Source organism: Actinosynnema pretiosum (assembly GCF_002354875.1).
Classification (GTDB): Bacteria; Actinomycetota; Actinomycetes; order Mycobacteriales; family Pseudonocardiaceae; genus Actinosynnema; species Actinosynnema auranticum.
The window spans coordinates 3326698-3349975 of record NZ_CP023445.1 but is presented as its reverse complement, the minus strand read 5'-3'; the positions used below and the strand labels follow the sequence as shown (position 1 = coordinate 3349975).

General features: G+C 72.8%; 20 protein-coding genes and 1 pseudogene. 16 read left to right on the top strand and 5 right to left on the bottom strand.

Features of this window, described 5'->3' with window-relative positions; genetic code table 11:
- Positions 1-15: 15 nt before the first annotated feature.
- Positions 16-330, top strand: a complete 315-nt coding sequence (locus CNX65_RS14575; RefSeq protein WP_096493440.1) for a DMT family transporter — start codon at positions 16-18, stop codon at positions 328-330.
- Positions 331-658: 328 nt separating this feature from the next.
- Here the strand turns inward: CNX65_RS14575 and CNX65_RS14570 are convergent, their stop codons facing one another.
- Both CNX65_RS14570 and CNX65_RS35345 read right to left on the bottom strand, forming a co-directional pair.
- A complete protein-coding gene (locus CNX65_RS14570) occupies positions 659-1471 on the bottom strand; it encodes an SGNH/GDSL hydrolase family protein (protein ID WP_232519839.1) in 813 nt (270 codons plus the stop codon).
- A 235-nt stretch (positions 1472-1706) separates the two neighbouring features.
- Positions 1707-3998, bottom strand: a complete 2292-nt coding sequence (locus CNX65_RS35345; protein ID WP_157767650.1) for a hypothetical protein — start codon at positions 3996-3998, stop codon at positions 1707-1709.
- Between the two features lie 537 nt (positions 3999-4535).
- On the opposite strand from CNX65_RS35345, the gene CNX65_RS14560 reads away from it, so the two are divergent.
- From CNX65_RS14560 to CNX65_RS14530, 7 genes are all read left to right on the top strand, one after another.
- Positions 4536-6647 (top strand): tetratricopeptide repeat protein, encoded by a 2112-nt coding sequence (locus tag CNX65_RS14560; protein ID WP_096493436.1) that lies wholly within the window; start codon positions 4536-4538, stop codon positions 6645-6647.
- Positions 6644-7606 (top strand): hypothetical protein, encoded by a 963-nt coding sequence (locus CNX65_RS14555; protein ID WP_096493434.1) that lies wholly within the window; start codon positions 6644-6646, stop codon positions 7604-7606. The genes CNX65_RS14560 and CNX65_RS14555 overlap by 4 nt, the downstream gene beginning before the upstream one ends.
- Positions 7607-7635: 29 nt before the next feature.
- On the top strand, positions 7636-9675 hold the full coding sequence (locus CNX65_RS36115; protein ID WP_177154658.1) for a toll/interleukin-1 receptor domain-containing protein: 2040 nt from the start codon (positions 7636-7638) through the stop codon (positions 9673-9675).
- Between the two features lie 7 nt (positions 9676-9682).
- Positions 9683-13744 carry a tetratricopeptide repeat protein gene (locus tag CNX65_RS14545; protein ID WP_177154657.1) on the top strand — a complete coding sequence of 1354 codons (4062 nt, stop codon included), beginning with the start codon at positions 9683-9685 and terminating at the stop codon, positions 13742-13744.
- 109 nt (positions 13745-13853) lie between these two features.
- Entirely contained in the window at positions 13854-14852 is a 999-nt protein-coding gene (locus tag CNX65_RS14540) for a hypothetical protein (protein ID WP_096493429.1), read from the top strand.
- On the top strand, positions 14819-15835 hold the full coding sequence (locus CNX65_RS14535; RefSeq protein WP_157767649.1) for a TIR domain-containing protein: 1017 nt from the start codon (positions 14819-14821) through the stop codon (positions 15833-15835). The genes CNX65_RS14540 and CNX65_RS14535 overlap by 34 nt, the downstream gene beginning before the upstream one ends.
- A 162-nt stretch (positions 15836-15997) precedes the next feature.
- Positions 15998-16705, top strand: a complete 708-nt coding sequence (locus CNX65_RS14530) for a Crp/Fnr family transcriptional regulator (protein ID WP_198320476.1) — start codon at positions 15998-16000, stop codon at positions 16703-16705.
- Here the strand turns inward: CNX65_RS14530 and CNX65_RS14525 are convergent.
- Positions 16698-17267, bottom strand: coding sequence for an HhH-GPD-type base excision DNA repair protein (locus CNX65_RS14525; protein WP_198320475.1), 570 nt, complete (start codon positions 17265-17267; stop codon positions 16698-16700). The genes CNX65_RS14530 and CNX65_RS14525 overlap by 8 nt on opposite strands.
- A 62-nt stretch (positions 17268-17329) precedes the next feature.
- Here CNX65_RS14525 and CNX65_RS14520 point away from each other — a divergent pair, with 62 nt between their 5' ends.
- The 7 genes from CNX65_RS14520 to CNX65_RS36965 all read left to right on the top strand — a co-directional run bounded on the left by CNX65_RS14520 (position 17330) and on the right by CNX65_RS36965 (position 20603).
- Complete coding sequence (locus CNX65_RS14520; RefSeq protein ID WP_096493421.1) at positions 17330-17926, top strand: phosphoribosylanthranilate isomerase; 597 nt, start codon at positions 17330-17332, stop codon at positions 17924-17926.
- Positions 17927-18075: 149 nt separating this feature from the next.
- Positions 18076-18207, top strand: coding sequence for a hypothetical protein (locus CNX65_RS37825; RefSeq protein ID WP_256374126.1), 132 nt, complete (start codon positions 18076-18078; stop codon positions 18205-18207).
- Between the two features lie 85 nt (positions 18208-18292).
- Entirely contained in the window at positions 18293-18985 is a 693-nt protein-coding gene (locus CNX65_RS36985) for a hypothetical protein (RefSeq protein WP_232519838.1), read from the top strand.
- 103 nt (positions 18986-19088) lie between these two features.
- On the top strand, positions 19089-19415 hold the full coding sequence (locus tag CNX65_RS36980) for a hypothetical protein (protein ID WP_232519837.1): 327 nt from the start codon (positions 19089-19091) through the stop codon (positions 19413-19415).
- Positions 19416-19474: 59 nt separating this feature from the next.
- Positions 19475-19693, top strand: coding sequence for a hypothetical protein (locus CNX65_RS36975; RefSeq protein ID WP_232519836.1), 219 nt, complete (start codon positions 19475-19477; stop codon positions 19691-19693).
- 8 nt (positions 19694-19701) lie between these two features.
- Positions 19702-20352 carry a DUF916 domain-containing protein gene (locus tag CNX65_RS36970; protein ID WP_232519835.1) on the top strand — a complete coding sequence of 217 codons (651 nt, stop codon included), beginning with the start codon at positions 19702-19704 and terminating at the stop codon, positions 20350-20352.
- The gene (locus CNX65_RS36965; RefSeq protein ID WP_232519834.1) at positions 20349-20603 is read left to right on the top strand and encodes a hypothetical protein; all 255 of its coding nucleotides are present in this window, start codon (positions 20349-20351) and stop codon (positions 20601-20603) included. Before CNX65_RS36970 ends, CNX65_RS36965 begins: the two co-directional genes overlap by 4 nt.
- A gap of 19 nt (positions 20604-20622) precedes the next feature.
- Here the strand turns inward: CNX65_RS36965 and CNX65_RS14505 are convergent, their stop codons facing one another.
- Positions 20623-21303, bottom strand: a complete 681-nt coding sequence (locus CNX65_RS14505; protein WP_096493419.1) for a TetR/AcrR family transcriptional regulator — start codon at positions 21301-21303, stop codon at positions 20623-20625.
- 75 nt (positions 21304-21378) lie between these two features.
- On the opposite strand from CNX65_RS14505, the gene CNX65_RS14500 reads away from it, so the two are divergent.
- Positions 21379-22515, top strand: coding sequence for an FAD-dependent oxidoreductase (locus CNX65_RS14500; protein WP_096493417.1), 1137 nt, complete (start codon positions 21379-21381; stop codon positions 22513-22515).
- Between the two features lie 269 nt (positions 22516-22784).
- Here the strand turns inward: CNX65_RS14500 and CNX65_RS38325 are convergent.
- Positions 22785-23270 (bottom strand): annotated as a pseudogene (locus CNX65_RS38325) (HtaA domain-containing protein); the annotation flags it as partial.
- Positions 23271-23278 lie beyond the last annotated feature (8 nt).

Sequence of the window (23278 nt, the reverse complement as noted above, 5' to 3'; positions counted from 1 at the left end):
CGGAAGGCGTTCGTCATGGCATGGGTCGTTCTTGTGCTCTCCGGGCTCTTCGAGACGGTGTGGGCCGCGGCGCTGGGCGCGTCACGCGGATTCACCCGCCTCGGCCCCAGCCTGCTGTTCGGCGCGGCCTTGCTGGCGAGCATGGGCGGACTGGCGTTCGCGCTGCGGACCATCCCCCTGGGCACCGGGTACGCGGTGTGGGTCGGCATCGGCGCGGTCGGCACGGTGGTCTACGGCATCCTCGCGCTGCAGGAACCGGCCTCGGTCCTGCGCCTGCTGTGCGTCGCGCTGATCGTCGGCGGCGTGCTGGGCCTGAAGGTCCTGCACTAGCAGGAGTCCCCCAGGCGCGCGAAGGCCAACTCCAAGCCGTCGTGCACCGGACCTCGACCCCGCCCGTCCTTTCCGGGTGTGACCGGCGGGGTCGGGGTCTCCCGCACGACTCCTGATTCGGCAGGACTCACGGTTTCGCAGCCCTCACGATTTCGTGGCGCCTACGATTTCGCAATGCTCATGATTCCGCATCGAACGCGGTGAACAGCGGGAATCGGATTGCGCCGCACGGTCGCGGAAGTCGATTCGCCACCGCCTGGACCCATAACGAGCCCAGGCGGCGATGTGGCGCGCACTTTTTCAGGAGAACGGACCCGCGAAGAGCGGGTCAGGGACGCGGTTGCTCCCACGAGTACGCGGCCACCAGTTCGGCTACCGCGGCCATCCCGGCCTCGTTCGGGTGGTACCCGACGCGGCCGGGTGGTGGGACGTAGGGCTCCATCCACGGTTCGGCGGAGCACACCCCGTGGTCGCGGGTGATCGGCGTGGTGTCGATGACGGTCACGTCGTGCGCCTGCGCGGCGCGCCGGGTGGCCGCCTCCAGCCTGGCGACGACGGTGCGCTCGAACGCGAGCTGGTCGTCGGTGAGCGGCAGGCCCGCGCACGAGGGGCCCTCGGCCGGGAGCACGGCCTGGTAGATCAGGGCGAACACGAGGGCGTCCGGCGCGCGGCGGTGGATCTCGGCGTAGACGGCGCCGATCCGCTCGTGGAGGGTGTCCAGGCCGCGCAGCATGGCCGCGCGGTCGACGGTCGGGCAGGCCTTGGTGCGCCCCTTGGCGGCTTTGCTGTTCTGGCAGCCGTACGCCATCAGGCTGCCCATGTAGTTGACGTCGTTGCCGCCGATGGTCACCGTGACCACGTCGGCGTCGGCGGTGACCGCCTGGATCTGCGGTGGCAGGCCCGCCTGCTCCTTGCTGAGCACGTTGGCCGTGGTGGCGCCGCCGCAGGTGACGTCGACCAGGGTCGCGCCCTTCGCGGCGGCGGCGAGCGTCGGGTAGTTGCGGGTGGACCGGCCGCACGCGCCGGGGACGCCGGGTTTGAGGTCGGGCACGCCCGGTCCTGCGGCGAAGGAGCTGCCGAGCGCGACGTAGCGCAGGCTGCCCGAACCGTGCGCGGCGCCGGCCGCGACCACGACGGACATGAGCAGGGACCCCACCACTAGGGCCCTGAGGAACACCCGTTTCACGGGCGGTTTGCGGTGCGACGACGGAGCCACCGGACGAGCGTGCCTGGCGGACAGGGGTTTCGGGAACACCGGTGGCGAAGGTGACCTGTTCGTGTCCGGTGTGCCCGGTCACGTTCCCGACCGGCGGGCGGTCCCGCGACGCCGGACCGGGGTGGTCCGGCATCGCGGGATCACGTGCACGGGGCGCGCTCTAGGACATCGCGCCGCCACCCGTGGAGCCGCTGTAGCCCGAGCCGCCCTCGGGGCCGTCGCCCCGGTCGGTGCTGGACGGGTCGGTGTCGTTCTGGTTCGGCGTCGAGTCGTTGTCGCCGGACCGGCCGTCGCCGTCCGCGTCGGAGGGGTCGCCCGAGGACCCGGTCGAACCGGACCCGCCGGACCCCGAACCACTGGAGCCACCGCTGCTCGAACCACCCGACGAGGAACTCCCGGAGGAACCGCTGCCGGACGAGTCGCTGGACGAGCCACCAGCGGACGAACCACCGCCGGACGAGCTGCTGCCCGAGGAGCTGCTCCCGGACGAGTCGCTGGACGAGGACCCGCCACTGGACGAGGACCCACCGGAGGAGCTCGACCCGCTGGAGCCGGAGTCGCCGGAGCCGGAGTCGTTGGACCCTGAACCACCGGAACCGGAGTCGCCGGAAGAACCCGAGTCGCCGCCACCGCCGAACCCGGAGTCATCCCCCCGGTCGCCCGAGGACCCGCTGTACCCCGAGCCGCCCTCGGGACCGTCGCCCCGGTCGGTGCTGGACGGGTCGGTGTCGTTCTGGTTCGGCGTCGAGTCGGCGCTGCCGGAGAGCCCGTCCCCGTCGGAGTCCCGACCGCCGAGCCCACCACCGGTGGTGTCACCGATGCCACCCGAACCACCGGAGTCGCTCCCACCATCGGAGCCACGACCACCCGTTCCAGTGGCAGCCTCGGACCCGGAGTCACCGGAACCATCGAGGCCCCCGGCCCCGCCGGTCCCCTCAGGCCCACGGCCGTCGCCGCCCTCGCCGTCGTCCCCATCGCCCCCGGCCCCATCGGACCCGTCGGAGTCACCGGAGCGCCACCGGCCTTCGAGCCCCCAGGTCTCACCGGGCTGGTCCGGCCGGGAGACGTCCCACCCGCCGAGGGAGCGCGGGCTGGTCTCCGGCCCGTCGCCGCGCTCGGTGCTGGCCGGGTCGCTGTCGTCCTGGTTCCAGGTCGGGTCGGTCGCGTCCGGCTTCCCGTCCCCGTCGAAGTCCCCGCCGCTCCCGGCGGGCGGCTGCGCGGGCGGCGGGGTGACCACCCGGTCGCTGCCGTACCCGGTCCCGCTGTCCGGCCCGTCGCCACGATCGGCGCTGGCCGGGTTCCGGTCGTTCTGGTTCGGCGTGGCGTCCTCGGCGTCGGGGACGCCGTCGTGGTCGCGGTCGGGCAGCGCGTTCCGCTCGGCCGCCTCGGCCGCGGCGGCCCGGTTGCGGGCCTGCTCCAGCGCCTCCCGGTGGGCCAGGTCGGGCCGGTTCTGGGCCCGCCACTGGCTGTTGCGCGCACCCTCCTCGCGCAACCTCTCCAGCAGCTCCGGCACCTGCTCCCGCGTGGTCGGCGGCTCGGGCGCGGGCCTGAACGTCTTGTCGAAGCTCAGCCCGAACCCGAGGTCGGACCAGCGCCCCTTGTCCGCCTTGGGCGCACCGCGCGGCACCTCGGGCACGGACGCGCCGGGCGTCGTCGGGGGCGCGGGCGAGGTCGGGGGCGCCTGCGGTGCGGGCGCCTTGACCTCGGGGGTCTTGCCGGGCGAGAGCGGGTCGGCGGACTTCTCGGTGCTCACCGAACCGCCGCCGGGCACCGGGGTGCTCTCGGTGACGCTGTCCGGGGTGTCGAGGTGCCACGACCCGTCGGCGCGGCGTTCGAGGGTGACCCCGATCTCGCGACTGCGCCCGTCCGGTGTGGTGACGGAGGCGGTGCCCTTGTAGCTGAACGTCACCTTGCCGTCGGGTGCGATGTTCAGGCTGAGCCTCGACTGGTACTCGGCGCCCAGCACGTCGAGGCTGTCGCTGAGGTCGGCGTTGAACCCGTCGCGCTTGGGCCCGATGTCGGTGAACTGCGGCCCGGACGGCTTGCCCACCCGAACCCCGCCGCCGAGGAAGCCCTCCTGCTTGTAGCGGTCGTAGGCGGCGGTGCCGGTGACCGAGGTGCGCGGCCCGATGGGCACCCCACCGGACACCCCGACCCCCTTGGTGTCGGGAGGCGCGCTCAGGAAGTGCTGCCCGCGCGGCTGCATCTCCTTGATGATCTCCCTGGCCCGCACCGGGTCGTTGCGGAACACGCGCCCCAGCTCGTCCCGGAGCTCCTGGTCGGTCAGCGACCGCGCGGGGACGTCCGCCAGCGGCGCGGTCTCGGAGTTCGCGGGCTCGGCCGAGGCGACCCCGACCACCACGCCCATGCCGACGGCGGTGAGCGCGGCTCCCACGACGACCCGCCGGACGACGCCGAGCGGGTGCCCGGCAGGTAACAGCGGATTAACCATGAAACATCCCGACTTCCGTGTTGGCAGTTTTCCCGTACAACGAGTATCCGGTGACAGGGAAACGCTAACTACCCCTTACGGGCCGTTCCGCTGCACCGAATGACGGCTATGCGCCGAAAACGTTCGGTGAAATGCTTTTCACGCTGCGGTCGAGCCGCTTGAAGGTTTTTCCAGAAATTCCGGGCACGTCGATAAGCCTCGAAACAGGCCACCGGACCCGCCCCAAGAGGTTTTCACACGGCGGGCGACCACCCGCTAGCAGAGTCGCGACTGGACCTCGCGACCGGTCGACACCGATTCCGCAGAACCACCTCCCCCTGACCGAGAGCACCGCAGTCGTCCCTGTGACGCACGGAGCGGATCAACGGTTCCGACCGATCTGCCCGGTTCCACGCCTCTGGCAACAGCGTTCTGCCCACGCTCAGCCCTCACCCGGCAGTTTCGCCCACACCGCACTTTCACGGACAGGCCGCACCACTGCGGACCTAACATCAGCACACCGAACAAGCGGTGCCATCCGGCAGGAAGGTCTCGGCCATGGGCGTTGCGGCCTCCGACCAGCCCGAGCACACCGGCAACACGGTGGCCAATTCATCAGCGGAGATCGTGGTCCAGGCCGAGCGGATAGCGGGCGACGTAGTGCTCGGGGCGGCCAGGCGCGAATTCCCCCCGCCCCGGCAACTCCCCGCTCCCCCACCCTGGTTCACCGGTCGGGAAGCCGAGTTGCGATTGCTTGACAGGCTCCTCGACGGCGGTGCCCGGACCGCCGGGATAGTCGGCACCGGCGGCATGGGCAAGACGTGGTTGGCCCTGCACTGGGCGCACCGGAACAAGGACCGGTTCCCCGACGGGCAACTGTTCATCGACCTGCGCGGGTACGGCCAGGAGGAGCGGCCGATGGCGGTGGGCGCAGCGGTGCGGTGCGCGTTGGACGCGCTGGGCGTGGACCACCGCGACCTGCCCGCTGAAGAGGCCGCCCAGGTCGGGCGCTACCGCACCCTGCTCGCCGCCAAGCAGGTGCTGGTGGTTCTGGACAACGCGCTCGACTACGGCCAGGTGGAGTCGCTGCTGCCCGGTTCGCCCACGTGCGCGGTGCTGTTGACCAGCAGGGACCGCTTCGACGGCTTGGAGCAGGCCGGGGCGTTGCGGGTGCCGCTGGGAGCGCTCTCCGAGGTGGAGGCGCACGAGTTCCTGGCCGAGCGGTTCGGACGGGACCGGGTGACCGCCGACCGCGCGGCGACCGAGGTGCTGCTGAAGTGCTGCGCGGGGATGCCGCTGGCGCTCGGGGTGCTGGCCGGGCAGCACGCCCTGCAACCGGAGTTCCCACTGGCCAGACTGGCCGAGGGGGTGGCCGACGAGGCCACGCGGATCGAGGCGCTGGACAACGGACGACCGTCCGCGAGCGTGTCAGCCGTGCTGTCCTGGTCGGATCGCGCCCTGCCGAGGGCGGCCCGCGAGGCGTTCTACCTGGTGGGTGTCATCGGGACCGCAGGAGTGGTCGACCTGGCGGTGACGACTGCGGCAAGCGTGTTCGGAACCGGGGTTCCCGAGGCACGTGCCTTGCTGCGGGGGTTGGCCCGCGCCTCGCTGCTCCACGAGCACGCCCCGGACCGCTGGGAGATGCACGACCTGGTCCGGTTGCACGCAGCCCGGCTGACCGTTTTCCCCCAGGAACGCCAGAAGGCGGCACTGCGCGCCCTGGTGGACCACTGCCTGAAGTTGGCCTTGGCCGCCGACCGGGTCCTCGACCCGCACCGAGCGGCCCACTCGGACGTGCCGGGGCCCGGCGCCCTGCCCGAGGGCATCGCGGCCGAGGAGTGGTTCACCTCCGAGCACGCCTGCGTCCTGGCCGCGCAACGCGTCGCCGTGCAGCAGGGCTGGCACGCCGAGGTGTGGCTGCTGGCCTGGTCGCTGCACACGTTCCACTGGCAGCACGGTCATGACCGGCACCAGCTGGTGACGTGGGGCGCAGCGCTGGCCTCCGCCGAGGAGCTGCGCTCGACGCCTCGCTTGGCGCTCGCGCACCGGTTGCTCGGCGCGGCCACCGTGCGGACGGGCAGGCACATCGAGGGCGTCTGGCACCTGCGCAGGGCGCTCGACCTGGTCGAACAGCTGGACGACACCAGCGCGGAGGCGCACGCGCACCGGGCGCTGGCCCGATCGCTGGGCACCGCGGGACAGCAGGAGGCGGGGCTGGAGCACGCGCGGCGGGCGCTGGCGCTGTACGGACGGCTGGGCGAGCCCAGGCACGAGGCGGACGCGCTGGACCTGATGTGCGGGCTCGACGCCGCGCTGGGGCGGTTTCCCAAAGCCGAGGCGCACGGGCTGGCCGCGCTGGGGCTGTACCGGGAGCTGGGCGACATGCGCGGGGAGGCCAGCGCACTGGAGACGCTCGGGCACCTGGCCAGGCGTGTAGGAGACGCGTCGATGGCCAGTGAGCGGTACACCCAGGCGCTGGCGCTGTGGGGCACTCCTCGACCGCATGTGGCGGACACCTGGGAAGGCTTGGGCTTCGCCCGTGCGGAGCTGGGCGACCGCACCGGTGCGGTCATAGCCTGGAGAGCTGCCTTGGAGCTGCACGAGGCAGCGGGGCGCACCGACAAGGCGGACGTGCTGCGAGTGCTGTTGGAGAGCGAGGAGAACCCGTGAGAAGGACCGCGGACCCACCGCCGGAGATCACCGCCGCGAACCTGCCGACCCCGGAACTGGCCGAGCGCTCGACCGATCCCGCTGTGCTTCGCCAGGTCAGGGGGTTCGCCGAGGCACAGGCCACCGCCGCGCGTGTTGAACTGCGCAGGCTGCTGGATCTGGCGCCACTTCCCGGCCCGGACCGCGTGCGCGCGTTCGAGAGCGCGCACGCCCGGTTGGTGAAGTGGCGCTACGAGACCGCGCTGCGCACTCCCGGCAGGCTGGGCCGGGGACTGCCGCACGACCCGGAGCGGTTCCGGGTGCGCCTCGCGGACGACAGCCCCAACTGCGACCGCCTCGGCTACCTGGGCAGGCTGCGAGACGGCTCCACCTGGAACGGGGAGGCCCGGCTGTACACCGGAGGCGCCGACACCCCGGCTCACCGGGTGATGCTGCGCTACGGGCGGCGCGCGCTGGCCCGGTTCGAGCAAACCGGCACACCAGGCGACGAGCTGCGCAACCTGGTGGTGCTGTCCGACGGGCGGGTGGTGGTCGGCAACAGCCTGGTGCGCGGCGACCGGGCCAGACGGGTCGGCAGGGAACTGGCTGAACGCGTGGCCCGCCGCAGGGGCGTGGCACCGCAGATGGAGCTGGGTGGTGAGCCGCTGTACGCCGTGACCGCGCCCACCGCGTCCCGGTCGGTGCTGTTCGCCGAAGCCATGCGCGAGCTGGGCCACGCCAGACCTGGGGACGTGGCCCCGTGGCAGCGGGCCCGCTACCTGTTGTACCAGGCCCCCCTGACGAAGAAGGGCAGCGATGCCGTGACCAGGACTTTCCTGGTCGCGGTCGGCGCTTTTCTGCTGGGGACGACCCCGACGCTGGAGCGGGACACCGACCTGCGCTGCATGGTCGACGGGCAGGAGGGGGCCACCACGATGCCCGGTGACCCCTCGGTGGAAGTCGCGCTCGGCACCGGCTGAGTGGTCGGGACGGCGTGGGGGAGATCGCTGTGACGGGCGTTTTCGTGAACTACCGGGTGAAGGACACCCCGTACGCGGCGGCGGCGATCTCCGCGCTGCTGGTCGAGCGGTTCGGGGCGGAGCAGGTGTTCAGGGATGCGGTGTCGATGGAGCCGGGAGTGCGCTACCCCGAGGAGATGCGGGCGGCGCTGAGACGCTCGGACGTGCTGGTGTCACTGGTCGGGCCGCGCTGGCTCGAGGTGGACGAGGCCACCGGGCGTCCTCGGATCCGGGGTGAGCGCGACTGGGTGCGCTGGGAGATAGCGGAGGCGCTGAGACTGGGCATCGCGGTCGTGCCGGTCCTGCTCCTGGAGACCCCGGAGGACGCTCGCGCTCCGCGCCACGACCAGCTGCCCGACGACATCCGGGCTTTCGCGGGTCTGCAGGCGGCTAGGGTGCGGCAGCGGCAGCTCGCGCGGGACGTCGCCGAACTGGTGGACCGGCTGGTGGACCTCGCGCCCGCGCTGGTGATCCCGAGGCTGTTCCAGCGGCCTGCCGATCGGAACGCGCCGGAGGAGCCCACCCCGCCGAGCGCGGTGCTGCTGCCGGAACGGGGAGTGGCGCCGTTCCGGGGCAGGGACCGGGAGCTGGCAGACCTGCTGGCCTGGGCGCGGGGCACGTCAGCGGGGGCCGTCCGGGCGCTGACCGGTCCTCCGGGATCCGGTCGGACGCGGCTGGCGGACGAGCTGTGCCGGGAGCTGACCGCGCAGGGCTGGTCGGCGGGTTCGGTGGACGGCGACGCGCCAGCCGAGCAGATCAGGAGCACGGGTTCGCTGCGCAAGCCGCTGCTCGCCGTCGTGGACGACGCCGAGGTGAAGCGGGAGCAGCTGCTCGCGCTCGCCGGGGTGGTGGCCGACCGGTCACGGCGCGGCGGGCTGACCACGCGCTTGCTGCTGGTGGGCCCGACCGGCGGGTGGGCGGAGGGGTTGCAGCGGCACCCGGAGCTGACCGGGCTGCTCGGCGGACGCCCCGACGTGCTGGTCCCTCCCGTCCCGGAACGGGAACCTGCGGTGGCGGGGGCGTTCGCCGCCGCGCTGGGCTTGCCGCAGCCGCACGAGGTCCCGCCCGAGGTGGGTGGAACGGTGCTGGAGCGGCACGTCCGCGCGTTGTCCCTGGCGCTGGGCGGGGACGGCGGTTTCGCGCACCTGCACCGGGTGGACGACGCGTGGCGGAAGGACCGGTTGGCGGGGCTGGGCGTGATGGGCGCCGAAGCGGACGCCGTGGTGGTGCTCGGCGCGCTGGCCACGCTGTGCTCCCCCCGGTCGACCGGGCAGGCGCAGGCGCTGCTCGCGGCGCTGCCCGATCTGATGGGCGCCGACCGCGCGACCACGGACGAGCGCGCTCGCCTGTGGTCGCTGGTGACCCCAGGGCGGTGGCAGCCCGCCCCGGTGCGGCCAGCGTTGCTGGGGGAGCACCTGCTGGTCGAGGTGCTGACCGCGCACCCGGCCCTGCTGTCCGGCGCCGCGCTGGTCCTGCCGGAGCAGCTGCTGGTGTCGGCGCTCACCGAGCTGGGGCGTGCGCTGCCCAGGCACTCCGCGCTGCGCGCCCCCACGGCCGCTTTGCTGCGCGCGATCCCAGGTCAGGCGATCTCGCTGCTGGCCCCCGTGCTGGAGGTGCTTTCCGAGACGGAACCGCTGGCCAGGGTGGCGGGCGACGAGCTGCGGCGGGGAGACTGGGAGCTCGTCGACCTGCTGGACCTGCTGCCGGGGATGGCGGGCACCGACGCGGCGAGGCAACCGCTGCGCGGTGCGGCGCTGGAAGCCGGGCTCCAGGCGGGCAGGCGGGTCAGCGAGGCGCTGAGGTCCACCGTGCCCGAAGCGGAGCAGCCACCGGGGACGGCGGGGCTGCTGCGCGGCGTGGAGAAGCTCACCGAGCAGGTCCTGGACCTGGGTGTCGCGTTCCTCGACCCCGGTTCCGGTCGCACGCCGAAGCAACCCGACGGCACGCCGCTGGTTCCGCCCGACGCGCTGCGGTTGGTGCACGAGCTGTACGTCCGCTACCTCCAGGAGAAGCGAGAGGGAGAGGGCTGAGCACCCGGTGGGGAGCGGGATCTTCGTCAACTACCGGGTCGGGGACCTGGAGAACGAGGCCGCGCTGCTCGCGGACGCGCTGCGCGTGCGGTTCGGCCGGGAGCGTGTGTTCCACGCGAGCGCGTCACTCGCGGTGGGGTCGGACTTCCGCACCGGGCTGCTCGACGGGGTGCGGCGTTGCTCGGTGCTGCTGGCGCTGATCGGACCGGGGTGGTTGGACGCTGCGGACCGAACGGGGCGCAGGAGGTTGGACGACCCCGGCGACTGGGTGCGGCGGGAGATCGCCGAGGCGCTGGACGCAGGTCTGGTAGTGGTGCCCCTGCTCATGGGAGACCGCGATCGGGTCCCGGTTCCTGGTCGCGATCGGCTGCCCCCCGATATCGCGGACCTGTCGGTGCGGCACTACCTGCGGATGCACTACCAGTCCGTGGAGGTGGGTCGGGTCGTGGCGGCGGTGCTGGCCGCGGACCCGCTGCTCGGCCTCGTCGACCTGCTGGTCGAGCCGGTGCGGCGGCCGGAGACGTGGTCGCCGAGCGCGCTGCTGCGTCCGGACCACGACATCGTGCCGTTCACCGGGAGGGCCGAGGAGATCGGGCTGATCCGGGAGTGGCTGGAGCACCCGGCTCCCCTTGCCGCGCGGGTGGTGACCGGCCCCGGCGGTCAGGGCAAGACCAGGTTGGCGCGGCGAGTGCTGGCCGAAGTGGCCGGGAAAGCGCGTGGGACCGGGCGGTCGGGGTTTCAGACCGCGCGGGAAGAGGGGATCACACCGGGCACGAGCAGCACGGATGCGTCTGGGCTCGACGTGGTCGGTTCGGGGAGCGCAGGCGGTCTGGAGGTCGCTCCCTGTGGCGAGGTGATGCTGGCAGCGGGGGCGGACTGGGTCGTCGGCGTGGTCTCGGAGACGGCGTCCGGGGAAGCTGTCGCCCGGTTGGCGCTGACGACGGCTCCGCTCTTGCTGGTGGTCGACTACGCCGAGGGGCGCACGTCCCAGGTGACCCTGCTGGTGGAAGCGCTGGTCGCCAGGACCGGGCCCGTGCGGGCCCGGCTGCTGCTGCTCAGCAGGTCCGCGGGCGAGTGGCGGGACCGGCTGGGCGAGCACGCGGACGACCGGGTGGCCGCGCTGTTCTCCGCCATGACCGAGCAGCGGCTCGGCCCGCTGGCTCCGGCCCCGGCCGACCGGAGGTCGGAGTTCCTGCGCGCGCTGGGCGCGTTCGGCGAGCACCTGGGGTTGCCGGTGCGCGGAGTGCCGGTACCGCCTTCGGTGGACGATCCCGACCACCGCGAGCACGAACTCGGTCTCGGGTCGGCGCTGGACCTGCACGCCGCGGCGCTCGCGGCGCTGCTGGACGCCTCAGACCCGGTCCGGGAAGAGCCTGGACTCACCCCTTTGGGCAGGGTGCTGGCGCACGAGAAGCGCTACTGGGCACGTACCCTGGGGCAGCACGGTCTTGAGGTGGTCGACCGCGCCAGGCCCGCTGCGTTGACCGCCTTCGCGACGTTGTTCACCGCCCCGGATCGGGAGAGCGCGGTTACCGAGCTGTCCGGTACCAGCGCGTTCGAAGGCGATCCGAAGAGCCTGCTGCGCCGTTACGTGCGGTGGGCCTCCGAGCTGTACCCCGGCCCTGAGCACCTGAACCCGGTGCTGCCCGACCTGCTCGGCGAGGAGCACGTGGCCGTCGTGCTGCAGGGCGAACCCGAACTGGCGGTGCCCCCAGCGGGGATGGGCGACCGGCGGTTGTCCCGCGCGTTGACCGTGCTGGGCAGGCTGCTGCCCGCGCACCCCGGCGCGGAACAGGCGCTGCGCTTGGCGCTGACCGCTGACCCGTTGCGCGTTCTGCCCTCCGCGGTGCTGGTGGCGCCGGAGTTGGCCGAGCCGGGTCCGTTCACGACCGTGCTGCGGGACGTGCTGGACGGGCACCACGATCCCGCGCTGCTGCGACGGGTGCTGGACGCCTTGCCGCACGCGTCGGAGGCGCTGGCGTCGGTGGCGGTGCTGACCACCGAGCTGTCCCTGGCGACGGCGCGGGAGCACGCCGCGCTGGAGCCGTTGCGCACCGCGAACCTGCTGGTGCGGCACTCGTGGAACCAGCGGCGCACCGGCGATCCGGAGTTGGCGGTGGAGTCCGCCCGCGCGGCGGTGGCGGTGTTGGGAGGGGGCACCGGTCCTGCGGGGAGGGAACAGTCCGGCGGATCACTCGGAGACCTCGCACCGGCCTTGAGGCCGGGGGCGCCCATGCCCACGCCGGAACGGCGGTTGCCGGTGCTGGCGACGGCACTGGTCGCGGCAGCCGACCACCTCGGACTGCTGGGGCGGTACCAGGAGGGCGAGGCGCTGGTGGCGGAGGCAGTGGCGCACTGGCGCGAGCTGGTCGGCTCAGCGCCCGGTGAGCACGAGGACGAGCTGGCCTCCGCGCTGCACACCCGAGCCGACTACCTGAGCGAGGCAGGTTTGTTCGCCGAGGCGCTGCAAGCCGCGCGGGAGGCTGCGGCGCTGCGGCGCGGGAAGGGGTCCTCCCGCGCCGACCTGGCTTCCGCGCTGATGGCGCTGTCGCACTGCCTCGGCCAGGTCGGGGCGCTGCAGGAGCGGTTGGAGGTGGCCGAGGAGGCGGTCAGGTTGTCACAAGGGCTGGCCGACGAGAACCCGGACGCGTACGCGCGCTCCTGTGGTCGCGCACTGGGGCAGTACGCGGAGGCATTGCGGGCGACGGGCAAGCGGGTGGAGGCGGTGCGGACCAGCGCGCGGGCGCTGGCAGTGCGCCAGGAGATCGCCGCCCGCTACCCGGAGGTGTACCGGGCGGAGGTGGCGGGTGCGCTCGCCGTGCACGGGTCGGCGCTCAGCGAGGTGGGCGAACACGTGCGCGCATTGGACGCGCTCACCGAGGCGGCCGGAGTCTACCGCGCGCTGGAAGGGCGTTCACCGGGTGCGCACCGCATGGAGCTGCTGGCCACCGAGACCAACCTGGCCGGGGAGCTGAGCCAGGTCGGCAGGAACGAGGAGGCGCTGGAGGCGGTGGAGCCAGTGCTGGCCGCGTGCCGCGACCTGGCCGCGCGGGAGCGCGCCGCACACCTGCCAGACCTCGGGAACGCGCTGCTGATGGAGGCGAGGGTGACGCACCGCGCGGGTCGGTACGCCGACGCGGAGCAGGCGGCGCTGGAAGCCTTGTCGCTCTACCGCGAGCTGAGCGCGGAGCTGCCCGACGCCTACCGCCACCTGGCCGCGAGGGCCGCCAACACCAGGGGGGTCGCGCTGAGCGCGCTGGGCAGACAGGGGGAAGCGCTGGAGGTCCTGAACGGCGTGCTGGTCGAGCGCGTCGCGCTCGCGGGTCGACACCGCGACGCCTACCAGGGAGAACTCGCGAGCGCCTACCACAACACCAGCACCGTCCCGGACGAGCTGGGACAGGCCGAGGCGGGGCTGGCCGCGGGGAGCCAGGCGTTCCGCGAGCTGCGCGAGCTGGCCGCGCGGAGCCCCGGTCACACGCGGCAGATGGCGAGCGTGGCCAGCACGTTGGGCGTGCGGATGGCGGAGAACGACCGGGCCGAGGCCGGTGCGCTGCTGACGCGGTTGGCCGTGGAGGCGCTGCGCCCGGTGGAGGCCGAGGCTCCGGAAGTGGTCGGCCCCGACCTGGCGATGGCGCTGGACAACCTGGGCTTGGTGCTGAGCGCGCTCGGCCGGGACGCGGAGGCGCTGGAGGTGCTGTCGGACGCGGTCTCCCGGTACCGGGTGCTGGTGGCCGGGGACCCGGACGTGCACCTGTCCGGGTTGGCGCACGCGCTGCACAACCGGTCGATCCGCCTGGGCGATCTGGGCAGGCCGGACGAGGCGGTGGAAGGCGCGCAGGAGGCCGTCGCGCTGTTCCGCGAGCTGGCCGGACGGCATCCCGGCACACCGAGCATCCGGCTGGCACGGGCGCTGGTGAACCTGACCGGGCAGCTGGGTGACGCGGGCTTGGACGCGACCGGGACGGCGCGGGAGGCGGTGGAGCTGTTCGAGGCCGTTCCCGGTGGCGTCGAGCGGTTCGCGCGGGAGATCCGGGTGCTGCGCGACCTGCTCGCGGAGGGCGCGTAACGGGTGGTGCCGGAACTGGCGCACGTGGCGCAGTGCCGCCGGGTTTTGGGCTCTCGACGTGCTGGGATTCCCGCGTGAGGGCATTCACCGGCGAGTCGCGGAGCAGGCGATGACTGAGAACGAACTCGCGGCGTCCACCGTTCACGCGCTGTCCCAGTACCTCGCCCACAAGCAGCGGGCGGGCAGCGGGGTGTTCGACGCCCGCTTGGAAGGGCTGCTGGGACAGGTGGAGTCGGCGCTGTCGGACAGCTACGGCGCGGAGACCCTGTCTCGCTTCCGGGAAGACCCGGTGAACGGCACCACCACGTCCATGCTGGTGCTGCAACTGGCCGAGGTGATGCGAAGGACCCCCGGCCTGGACCGGGACCTGCGGACCGCGCTGGGCGGGCACGTCGCCCCCAAGCCGAAGCGGTGGAAGCGCCCTTTGCTGGTGGGGATCGGTGTGGTCGCAGTGGCGGCGGTCGCGGCGTCGGTGCTGCTGGTGAACCGGGACTCGCCGCAGCGGGCGGACACCGCGGCGCTGGAGTCAGCCCCGGTGGGCACGACGACGACCACGGCCAGGACCACAACCCCGACGACAGCGACGACCAGCTCGGTGAGCAGTTCGTCCAGCGCGGCGTCGACCTCGATCGGCACGAGCGCGGTCGCGGGCAACGGGAGCTCGCTGGAGAAGGGGCAGCCGGTGTTCCTGAGCGAGTTGCCCGTACCTGGGGGGTTGAAGCTCTACTACGGCGACAGCAACGTGCAGTCGGACCCCTACAACAACTCCTTGTGGGGTGAGCTGTACAGCTGCCCCTTCAAGGACACGCTGAGCAGGAGCCAGGAGTTCAAGCTGAAGAACTTCAGCAAGCTCGTGGTGAAGGCGGTGGGCCTGGAAGCGGCCTCCGCACCCGAACTGGCGGTGCGGTTCGAGGTGTTCGCGAACACGAACGGCGCCGAACCGATCGTCACCGTGGACGTGCCACCGGGCGAGACCAGACCGCTGGAAGCGGCCCTGCCGGAGAACGTCTTCTCACTCGAACTGCGCATGACGCTGCTCACCCGCACCGAGAAGTGCAAATCGGGCACAGCGGTGTGGGGTTCGGCGTACGTGGTGGCCAAGGGCTGATCGAGCAGAACAGGAGCAGGATCATCACCAGGGTTTTCATCAACTTCCGCAATGGTGACACGGAGCAGGCCGCCGTCGCGCTCGACGGAAAGCTGAAGATCGCTTTCGGCAGCGACAACGTGTTCCGGTCCAGCCGGAGCATGGTGGCGGGGGACGCGTTCCCGGAAGCGCTGCGCAGGGCAGCGTCAGAGTGCGATGTGCTGCTGGCGCTGATCGGTCCGCACTGGCTGGTCGAGGGCGAGGACGGCAAGCCGCGCATCCAAGCGCCCGACGACTGGGTGCGCGCCGAGATCGAGGAGGCGATGGCCAACGGGCGGCGCGTCATCCCCGTGCTGGTAGGGGACAAGGCAACCTTGAAGACGGAAACTGGGAAGCCGCTGCCGCTGCCGCTGTCGCTGTCGGCACTGCCCCAGCTGCACTACCTGCGTTTCCAGCACCGCTCGGCGGAGGAGGACATGTGGCGCCTGGTCGCCGAGATCAGGCGGGCAGCGGGCCCGAGCGCACCCCCCAGGGTGTCCCCGGCCCCGACCGCACCGGTCATGCTGACCACGTTGGCGCCGGTGGACCAGTCGAGGGAGGTCCGGTTCGGGAGCGCGTCGATCGGCGGTCACCACTACGGCGACAGCATCGTGTTCCGGAGCATCCCGCCCAGTTCCACCGAGCGGGGAACCATCGGTTTCGCGCTGCGCAGGGACTACCGCGAACTGGAGGTGGTGGCCGGGGTGCTGGACGACGCGGCGGAGGCCGGTCAGACGGGGTACTTCCGGGTCGTGGTGGACGGCGTGGTGCGGGCGGAGATCCCGGTGCGGCAGCAGGAGGCCAGGACGTTGCGGGTGGACGTGACCGACGCGCTGCGATTGGACCTGGTCGCCTACCGAACAGATTCGGAGACCTCGCCGATGCGACAGGGCATGTTGGCCGCCCTCGGCAGGTCCAGCCGATTGCCTGCACTGGCGTGGGGCAATCCGGTTCTGCACCCATGACCCATCCGGATGGGAGCACTAGCATGTCCACCGGGCAGGGTGTCCGCAGAAAGAGGACGTGAACGCTATTTCAAAGAAAACATCCGAATAGCCCAAAAACTCCCACGATCAGTTTTACCAGGTTAACCTTCCCTTGTTCCACCGAGCGGGGAGGGCGTTGTGGTGGGAACCTCCGCAAAACTTTTCTGGGATCGCCTCACCGAGCAGGAGCGGGGTTACCTGGCGAGGGCCGCGACCTCACGGACGTTTCCGGCGAGGGCGAGGCTGGCCGGGGAGGGCAAGCCGGACGAGTGGGTGATGGTGCTGCACTCCGGGCAAGCCGAGATCGTCGCGGGGTGGAACCGGAAGCGGGTCGGCCTCGTCCAGGCGGGGGACTTGGTGGGCGAGCAGGCGGCACTGGACGGCAGGCCGCGTGACACCTCCGTGGTGGCGGTGACCCCGGTACGGGCGCTGACGGTCGAGGGTGAGCGGTTCCACGCCGCGATGGTGCGGCACCCGAGGATCGCGCGAGTGCTGTGCGCGGTGCTGTCGGAACGGGTGCGGCAGGCGACGCGGGTGCGGGGCGGCGCGAGCGAGAGGCATGACGACGCGCTGACCAGGGTGGCCAGGTTCCTGCTGCAGGAGGCCGAGAGCGGCAGGCCGGGCGACGGGGTGAGCACTCCGGTGCACATCCAGTCCCAGGAAGCCCTGGGCAGCAGACTGGGCCTGTCACGGGGGTCGGTGGTGCGGGCGATGCGCAGTTTGCGGGGGTCGAGCATGGTGCGGACCTCGCACGGCCGCGTGGTGGTGGAGGACCTGGGCGCACTGCGCTCCCTGGTGGGCGCCCAGGTCTGGACGCCCACCGGGATTCCCGCGCCACGCCTCACCTAGCAGCGGCTTTGGCGGCCTTCTTGAACTCGCGGACCTCCAGCAGCGAGGCCGGGTCGGTCACGTCGGCGACGCTGCGGCGCGTCCCCTCCTCGCCGTAAGCGCCCGCGGCCTCGCGCCACCCCTCCGCTTGCAGCCCGAACTGCTTGCCGAGCAGCGCGAGGAAGATCGCGGCCTTCTGCGCGCCGAATCCCGGCAGCGCCTCCAGCCTCTTCCGCACCTCGGCGCCGGTCGGCTCGCCCCTGGTCCAGATCAGGGTGGGCTGGCCGTCGTAGTGCTCGACCAAGTGCTGGGCGAGGACCTGGAGCCGCTTGGCCATGGAGCCGGGGAAGCGGTGGACGGCGGGCTTCTCCGCGATGATCCCGGCGAACTCCTCGGGGTCAGCCTCGGCGATCCGGTGCACGCTGAGCCCGCCCATGCGGTCGGAGATCACCTTCGGGCCCTTGAACGCCTTCTCCATCGGGATCTGCTGGTCGAGCAGCATCCCGAGCAGCAGGGCCAGGGGGTTGGTGGCGAGCAGGTGGTCGGAGTCGGGGTCTTGCGCCAGGCACAGCTCAGGGATCATGGGGCGAAGCATGGCACGGCCGTTCGGGCGAACGGTCCGCTCACCTGGGATAGCGTGGCCCGATGTTCGTGAAGCTCTGCGGGTTGCGCACCGAGGCCGATGTCGCCGTCGCGGTGGAGGTGGGGGCCGACGCGGTCGGGTTCGTGTTCAGCGAGAGCCCTCGGCAGGTCGATCCCGCCACGGCCACCCGGTTGGTCTCGGCGGTGCCCGACGGGGTGTTGTCCGTCGGGGTGTTCCGCAAGACGCCTGTGGACGAGGTCGCGCGGCTCGCCGGGGCGAGCGGGGTCGGGGCGGTGCAGCTGCACGGGGATTACCCGAAAGAGGCGTTCGAGGCGCTCCGGCACCTCGGGGTGCCGCTGATCCGCGCGTTCGCCCCGACCCCGGACAGCGACCTGCGGGTGGGCGCGTTCGGCGAGGAGCTGCTGCTGCTCGACTCCCCCGTCGCCGGGTCCGGCGAGCGGTGGGACGCGGCGGCGCTGCGCGACCGGGTCGACGGGCGCTGGCTCCTGGCGGGTGGGCTCGGGGTCGACAACGTGGCGTCCGCCGTCGCCGAGGCGCGGCCGTGGGGGGTCGACGTCTCCAGCGGCATCGAGTCCGAGCGCGGGGTCAAGGACCACGGGCTCATGCGCGCGTTCACGGCAGCCGCGCGTCTGGGCTGACCCCGACCAGGCCGAACCCCTCGAACCGGAGCCCGCGGTGGATCTTCCACCGCGGGCTCCGCCATGTCCGGGGGCAGCGATCTTGTCCCCGCCAACCCCCTCAGCCACAAGGTTAGGTTTACCTAATATTTTGGTGGAGAGGCTCAACCATGACCAGACCACTCAGTCGCCAGTGGCGCGTCCTCGGGCTGTGCGGCGCGCTCTGCGCGGCCTCCGTGCTCGCAGCCGCACCGGCGCAGGCGCAGTCCGCCGAGAACGTCCAGGACGCGTCGTTCATGTGAGGCCTCAACGGGTACGCCCAGGCGGGCATTTTCGGCCGTGGACGCTCAAGGACTTCACCGGCAACGCCACCCAGCTCACGGCTCGGTGTCCGGTGGCGCGCAGACCGAGTACGCGGTCGACCCGCTGCTCGCGACCTCGATGCCCGCCTCCTTCCCGCAGAAGACCCCGAACGCGGTGAAGTTCACCGGCGACAAGGGCGCCGTCGACCCGGTCACCGGCGCGGGCACGCTGTCCTGGACCGGCAGCTACACCGTCAACGCCTACCCGGCGCAGTTCAACGCCCCCAACGAGGTCTACCGCGACCCGGTGCTGACCGTGGCCGCCGACGGGTCGGGCAGCGTCACCGCCGAGTTCGACGTCGGCGGCGGCAACGACATGAACGGCAACCCGATCCCGCCGGAGGAGCTCGGCAGACTCACCGTCATCACCTTCGACGCGGGCTTCCTGACCGGCCTCACCAGCACCGGCTACCGGGTCACCCCCGACTACCGGGGCGTGACCGTCGACCTGGTCGAGGGCACACCGCAGGTCCGCACCTGCTCGGACGCGGGCGGCGCGACCGGCTGGTGGGGCTCGTGGCCCACCGAGTTCGCCACCAAGGCGCCCTCGGCGGTGCGCTCGCACTTCTACTCCACCGGGTGCGGCGGCACCCAGGACTACAAGGTGCCGCTGCCCTTCGACGTCGCCTACACCACCGCGGTCACCCCGCCTGCGGGCTCGGATAAGGACCAGGACCTGAAGGTCGTCGTGCCCCCAGGCCCCGGCCGAGCCCGGTGAGTTCGTGTGAACCGTCGACGGCAGCAACGGCCTGGTCGACCTGGGCACCGCCACGCAGCGCGGCGACCACTACCTCATAACCGGGTCGATCAACCCCATCCGGGTGACCGACACCCGTGAGAACGCCCCGGCCTGGTCGGTGTCCCCGCAGGTCAGCGACTTCACGGCGGGCACGACCTCGTTCGACGGCAAGCACCTCGGCTGGACCCCGGCCGTGACCGACAACAGCGGTGGCGCGGTCCCCGGCGCGGCGGTGGCGCCGGGGCTCGACTCCGGGACCGGCCTGTCCTCCCCGGCCACGCCGGGCAGCGCCCCGCTCGGCCACGCCTCCGGGTCCGCCCGGCTGGGGGCGGAACTCGCGCTGAAGACGCCGCTGAGCGTCGGCGCGGGCTCCTACTCCGCGACGCTCACGCTGACCGCGCTGAGCTGACCACACCGGGGCGGGCCACGCGCCCGCCCCGCACCCCCTCCCCCACCGCTGAGGACGCCATGACCGCCCGGACGCTCGCCGCGCTCCTGATCCCACCACTGCTGCTGCTCGGTCCGACCCCGCTCGCCGCCGCGCAGGAGAGCCCGAGCGTGACGTGGGGCGTGCGCCCCGCCGACAACGCCCTGGGCAAGGCACGGCCGCACTTCGGCTACACCGCCGCGCCCGGCGCGGTGATCTCCGACGAGCTGCTCGTCACCAACACGAGCGGCGGGCGCTGACGTTCCGCGTGTACGCCGCCGACGCCTTCACCACCTCGCCCGGGCAGCTCGACCTGCTGCCCGCGGGCACGCCGTCCGAGCGCGTGGGCACATGGGTGTCCTTCGGGCAGGGCGAGGTGACCGTGCAGGCCGGGCAGACCGTCCCGGTCCCCTTCACGGTGAGCGTCCCGACGACCGCGATCCCCGGCGACCACAGCGGTGGCGTGGTGACCTCGCTGGGCGTGGCCGACGCCTCCTCCGGCATCACCGTCGACCGCAGGCTCGGCTCGCGGGTGCACGTCCGCGTCGGCGGCGCGCTCGCGCCGTCGCTGGAAGTCCGCGACCTGACCGTCGACTGCGCGGGCTCGGCGAACCCGGTCGGCGCCGGTTCGGCGAAGGTCAGCTACACCGTCGTCAACACCGACAACACGCGGCTGACCGCGACCCAGTCGGTGCGCGTCGAAGGGCCGTTCGGGTGGCTGGGCGCGGGGACGCGGAGGCAGCCGCGCTCCCCGAGCTGCTGCCCGGTGAGAGCGCGACCCGCGAGGCCGTGGCGAGCGTCCTGCCGTCCGGGCGGATCACGGCGGCGGTGGCGCTGGTCTCCATGGTACCCGGCGGGACGGCGTTGGAGCCCGTCGTCGGGACCGGTGATGTGCTCGCGATCCCGTGGGCGGCGGTGATCTCGCTGCTCCTGCTGCTGTGCGCGGCGCTCGGGCTGCGGGCGCGGGCTCGGGCGCGTCGGGCGGGTGAGGAGCGCCGGATCGCGGCGGCCGTCGACGCCGCGCTGAACCGGGACCGGGACCACAGCGTGAAGTCTCAGAGCGGGAAGTCTCAGGCCGGGCAGGGCACCGAGGCCGAGGCTGGGACCGAGGCGGAGGCGGGACCCGCGCCCGAGGGCGACGAGGCGGTGAAGCCCCGGCCCAGGGCGTGATCCGAACGGCGCGGCACCGCTACCGAACGGTCGCGATGCCCGCCAGGATCAGGTTGATCCCCGCGAGGAACTGCGCTCGGTCGTCGTGCTCGACCAGGTGCGCCGCCATCCGGTGCGCGTGCGGGCGCAGCTCGGGGTCGTGCCGCCGCCACCGCTCGGCGATGGTCTCCAGGAACTCCGCCCGCTCCACCCCCTTCGGGGCGAGGCGGGCGTTGGCGGCGTTCTGCCCGGCGACGCCGAGGACGTAGTTGCCGAGCGCGGACGCGCAGTCGAACTGCGCCCGCTCGGGCACGCCCAGCGCGGCGACCAGCCCGCCGATGGCCTCGAAGACGTCCAGCAGCGCGGGCTGCCACGGTTCGCGGGCGAACTGGGCCCCGACCCAGGGGTGCGCGTCGATCGCGTCGAACAGCCCGAGCGCGAGCGCCCGGACGTCCTCCTCGGGATCCGCGCCGCCCCGCACCCCGGCCAGGACGCGGCCGACGACGTCCTCGGTGGCCACGGCGAGCAGCTCGTCCTTGTTCGCGACGTGCCAGTAGACGGCCCCCGCGCCGGTCGCGAGCCGGGTGGTGAGGGCGCGGAACGTCAACGCCTTCTCGCCCTCCGCGTCGAGGATCCCGATCGCGGCCTCGACGATCCGCTCCTTCGAGAGCGCGTCGGCGCGCCGCCTCCCCCGCTGTGCCCCGCTCGTCATGGGCACCATCTTGACACGAGTGGAACGTCGTTCCAAACTGGCGACTGGAACGTCATTCCATTGCGAACCCCCGAGGAGCACCAGATGGCACCGCAGGTCACGATCGTCGGCGCCGGCCTGGGCGGACTCACCCTCGCCCGAGTCCTCCACGTCCACGGCATCACCGCGGCGGTCTACGACGCCGACCCGTCACCCGAGTCCAGAACTCAGGGCGGCCAGCTCGACATCCACGAGCACAACGGTCAGGCAGCGCTGGCCGAGGCCGGGCTCACCGCCGAGTTCCGCGCGATCGTCCACGAGGGCGCCCAGGCCACGCGGGTCCTCGCCCCGGACGGCGCGGTGCTGCTCGACGAGCCGGACGACGGCTCCGGGGTGCGCCCCGAGGTGCTGCGCGGCGACCTGCGCCGCGTCCTGCTCGACTCCCTGCCTGCCGGAACGGTGCGGTGGGGCAAAAAACTCGTCCGCGCCACCCCGCTCGGCGCGGGCAGGCACGAGCTGACCTTCGCGGACGGGACCACCACCCGCACCGACGTCCTGGTCGGCGCGGACGGCGCGTGGTCGAAGGTCCGCCCGCTGCTGTCGGACGCGATCCCGGAGTACACCGGCATGACCACCGTCGAGACCTACCTGCGCGACGCCGACCGGCGGCACCCCCGGGCGGCGGAAGCCGTGGGCGGCGGCGCGATGTACGCGCTCACGCCGGGCAAGGGCGTCGTCGCCCACCGCGAGGCGGGCGGGGTCCTGCACACCTACGTCGAACTGCTGCGCGACGCCGAGTGGTTCGCGGCGGTGGACTTCGGCGACCGGGCCGCGGCGACCGCGCGGATCGCGGCCGAGTTCGCGGACTGGGCTCCCGAGCTGACCGCGCTGATCACCGACGGCGACACCCCGCCGGTCGCGCGCATGATCCACGCCCTGCCGGACGAGCACCGCTGGGAGCGCGTTCCGGGCGTGACGCTGATCGGCGACGCCGCCCACCTGATGCCGCCGTCCGGCGAGGGCGCGAACCTGGCGATGTTCGACGGGTCCGAGCTGGGGAAGGCGATCGCCGCGCACCCCGGTGACGTGGAGCGGGCGTTCGCGCTGCACGAGGAGGCGATGTTCGCGCGCGGCGCGGCGGAGGCCGTGGAGGCGCACGCGACCGTGGAGCTGTGCCTGGGCGAGGACGCGCCGTTCGGGCTGATCGCGCTGCTGGGCGGGAACGCGCCGGTGAGCGCCTGACCGGCCCCGGCGCGGTGGGTCGCTGGGGGCGGGGTCAGCGGCGCGCGGGGCGGTAGGCGACCAGCAGCAGCGAGACCCCCAGCCACAGCGCGTCCTCCACGTCGCTGCCGGTGCTGGCCAGCCGCCGGGTCGGCCGGTGGCGGACCTCGGGCACGAGGTCGCCGCCACCACCAGCGGCCTGCGCGGGCGGCGTGGCGGCGAGGGGTCACTGCGGGCGGCCCTTCGGGGAGCTTGGCGCAGTCGGCGGCGATCACGAGAGCGACCGGGTCCAGCGCCGTCCCGGCCTGGTAGAAGCCCGCGAACGCCTCGGCGCTGGTCAGCGTGGCCGGGACCCCGGTCCAGGACAGCGATCCGGCCGCACCGACGTGGGATCCCCCGCCGGGATTCAGGTTCGCCAGCGCCACGTCCGGCAGGTCGACCGGTTGCGCGGGCGCTCCGGGGTCGGCGCGCAGGGCGATGTCGGCCCGCATCGTCGCGGTCGCGCCGCTGACCTCGATCGACGGGTCCTTGAGCACCAGGGTGAAGAAGTGCGCGGGGTAGGAGAACTCGACCTCGCCCCGGTAGTGCGCGGTGAAGTCGCTCCTGGTGCGGAACTCCGCACCCTGGAAGGAGAACCGGTAGGCCCCGGTGGGCACGCCGGTCGGGTTGGGCTTGCCGTCGCGGACCACCTCGTCGACGGCGGTTATGGTCGCGCCATCGGTGGCGGTGATGGAGTTGCCCGCCGCGCTGCCGATGCCTACGTACTGCCGGAAGCTCTTCTTGA

Excerpts from the sequence above, each read along its gene's own strand:
- CNX65_RS14575 (WP_096493440.1), top strand. The coding sequence starts at position 16 with ATGGCATGGGTCGTTCTTGTGCTCTCCGGGCTCTTCGAGACGGTGTGG.
- CNX65_RS14570 (WP_232519839.1), bottom strand. The coding sequence starts at position 1,471 with ATGTCCGTCGTGGTCGCGGCCGGCGCCGCGCACGGTTCGGGCAGCCTG.
- CNX65_RS35345 (WP_157767650.1), bottom strand. The coding sequence starts at position 3,998 with ATGGTTAATCCGCTGTTACCTGCCGGGCACCCGCTCGGCGTCGTCCGG.
- CNX65_RS14560 (WP_096493436.1), top strand. The coding sequence starts at position 4,536 with ATGGGCGTTGCGGCCTCCGACCAGCCCGAGCACACCGGCAACACGGTG.
- CNX65_RS14540 (WP_096493429.1), top strand. The coding sequence starts at position 13,854 with ATGACTGAGAACGAACTCGCGGCGTCCACCGTTCACGCGCTGTCCCAG.
- CNX65_RS14525 (WP_198320475.1), bottom strand. The coding sequence starts at position 17,267 with ATGATCCCTGAGCTGTGCCTGGCGCAAGACCCCGACTCCGACCACCTG.
- CNX65_RS14520 (WP_096493421.1), top strand. The coding sequence starts at position 17,330 with ATGTTCGTGAAGCTCTGCGGGTTGCGCACCGAGGCCGATGTCGCCGTC.
- CNX65_RS37825 (WP_256374126.1), top strand. The coding sequence starts at position 18,076 with ATGACCAGACCACTCAGTCGCCAGTGGCGCGTCCTCGGGCTGTGCGGC.
- CNX65_RS36975 (WP_232519836.1), top strand. The coding sequence starts at position 19,475 with ATGACCGCCCGGACGCTCGCCGCGCTCCTGATCCCACCACTGCTGCTG.
- CNX65_RS14505 (WP_096493419.1), bottom strand. The coding sequence starts at position 21,303 with ATGGTGCCCATGACGAGCGGGGCACAGCGGGGGAGGCGGCGCGCCGAC.
- CNX65_RS14500 (WP_096493417.1), top strand. The coding sequence starts at position 21,379 with ATGGCACCGCAGGTCACGATCGTCGGCGCCGGCCTGGGCGGACTCACC.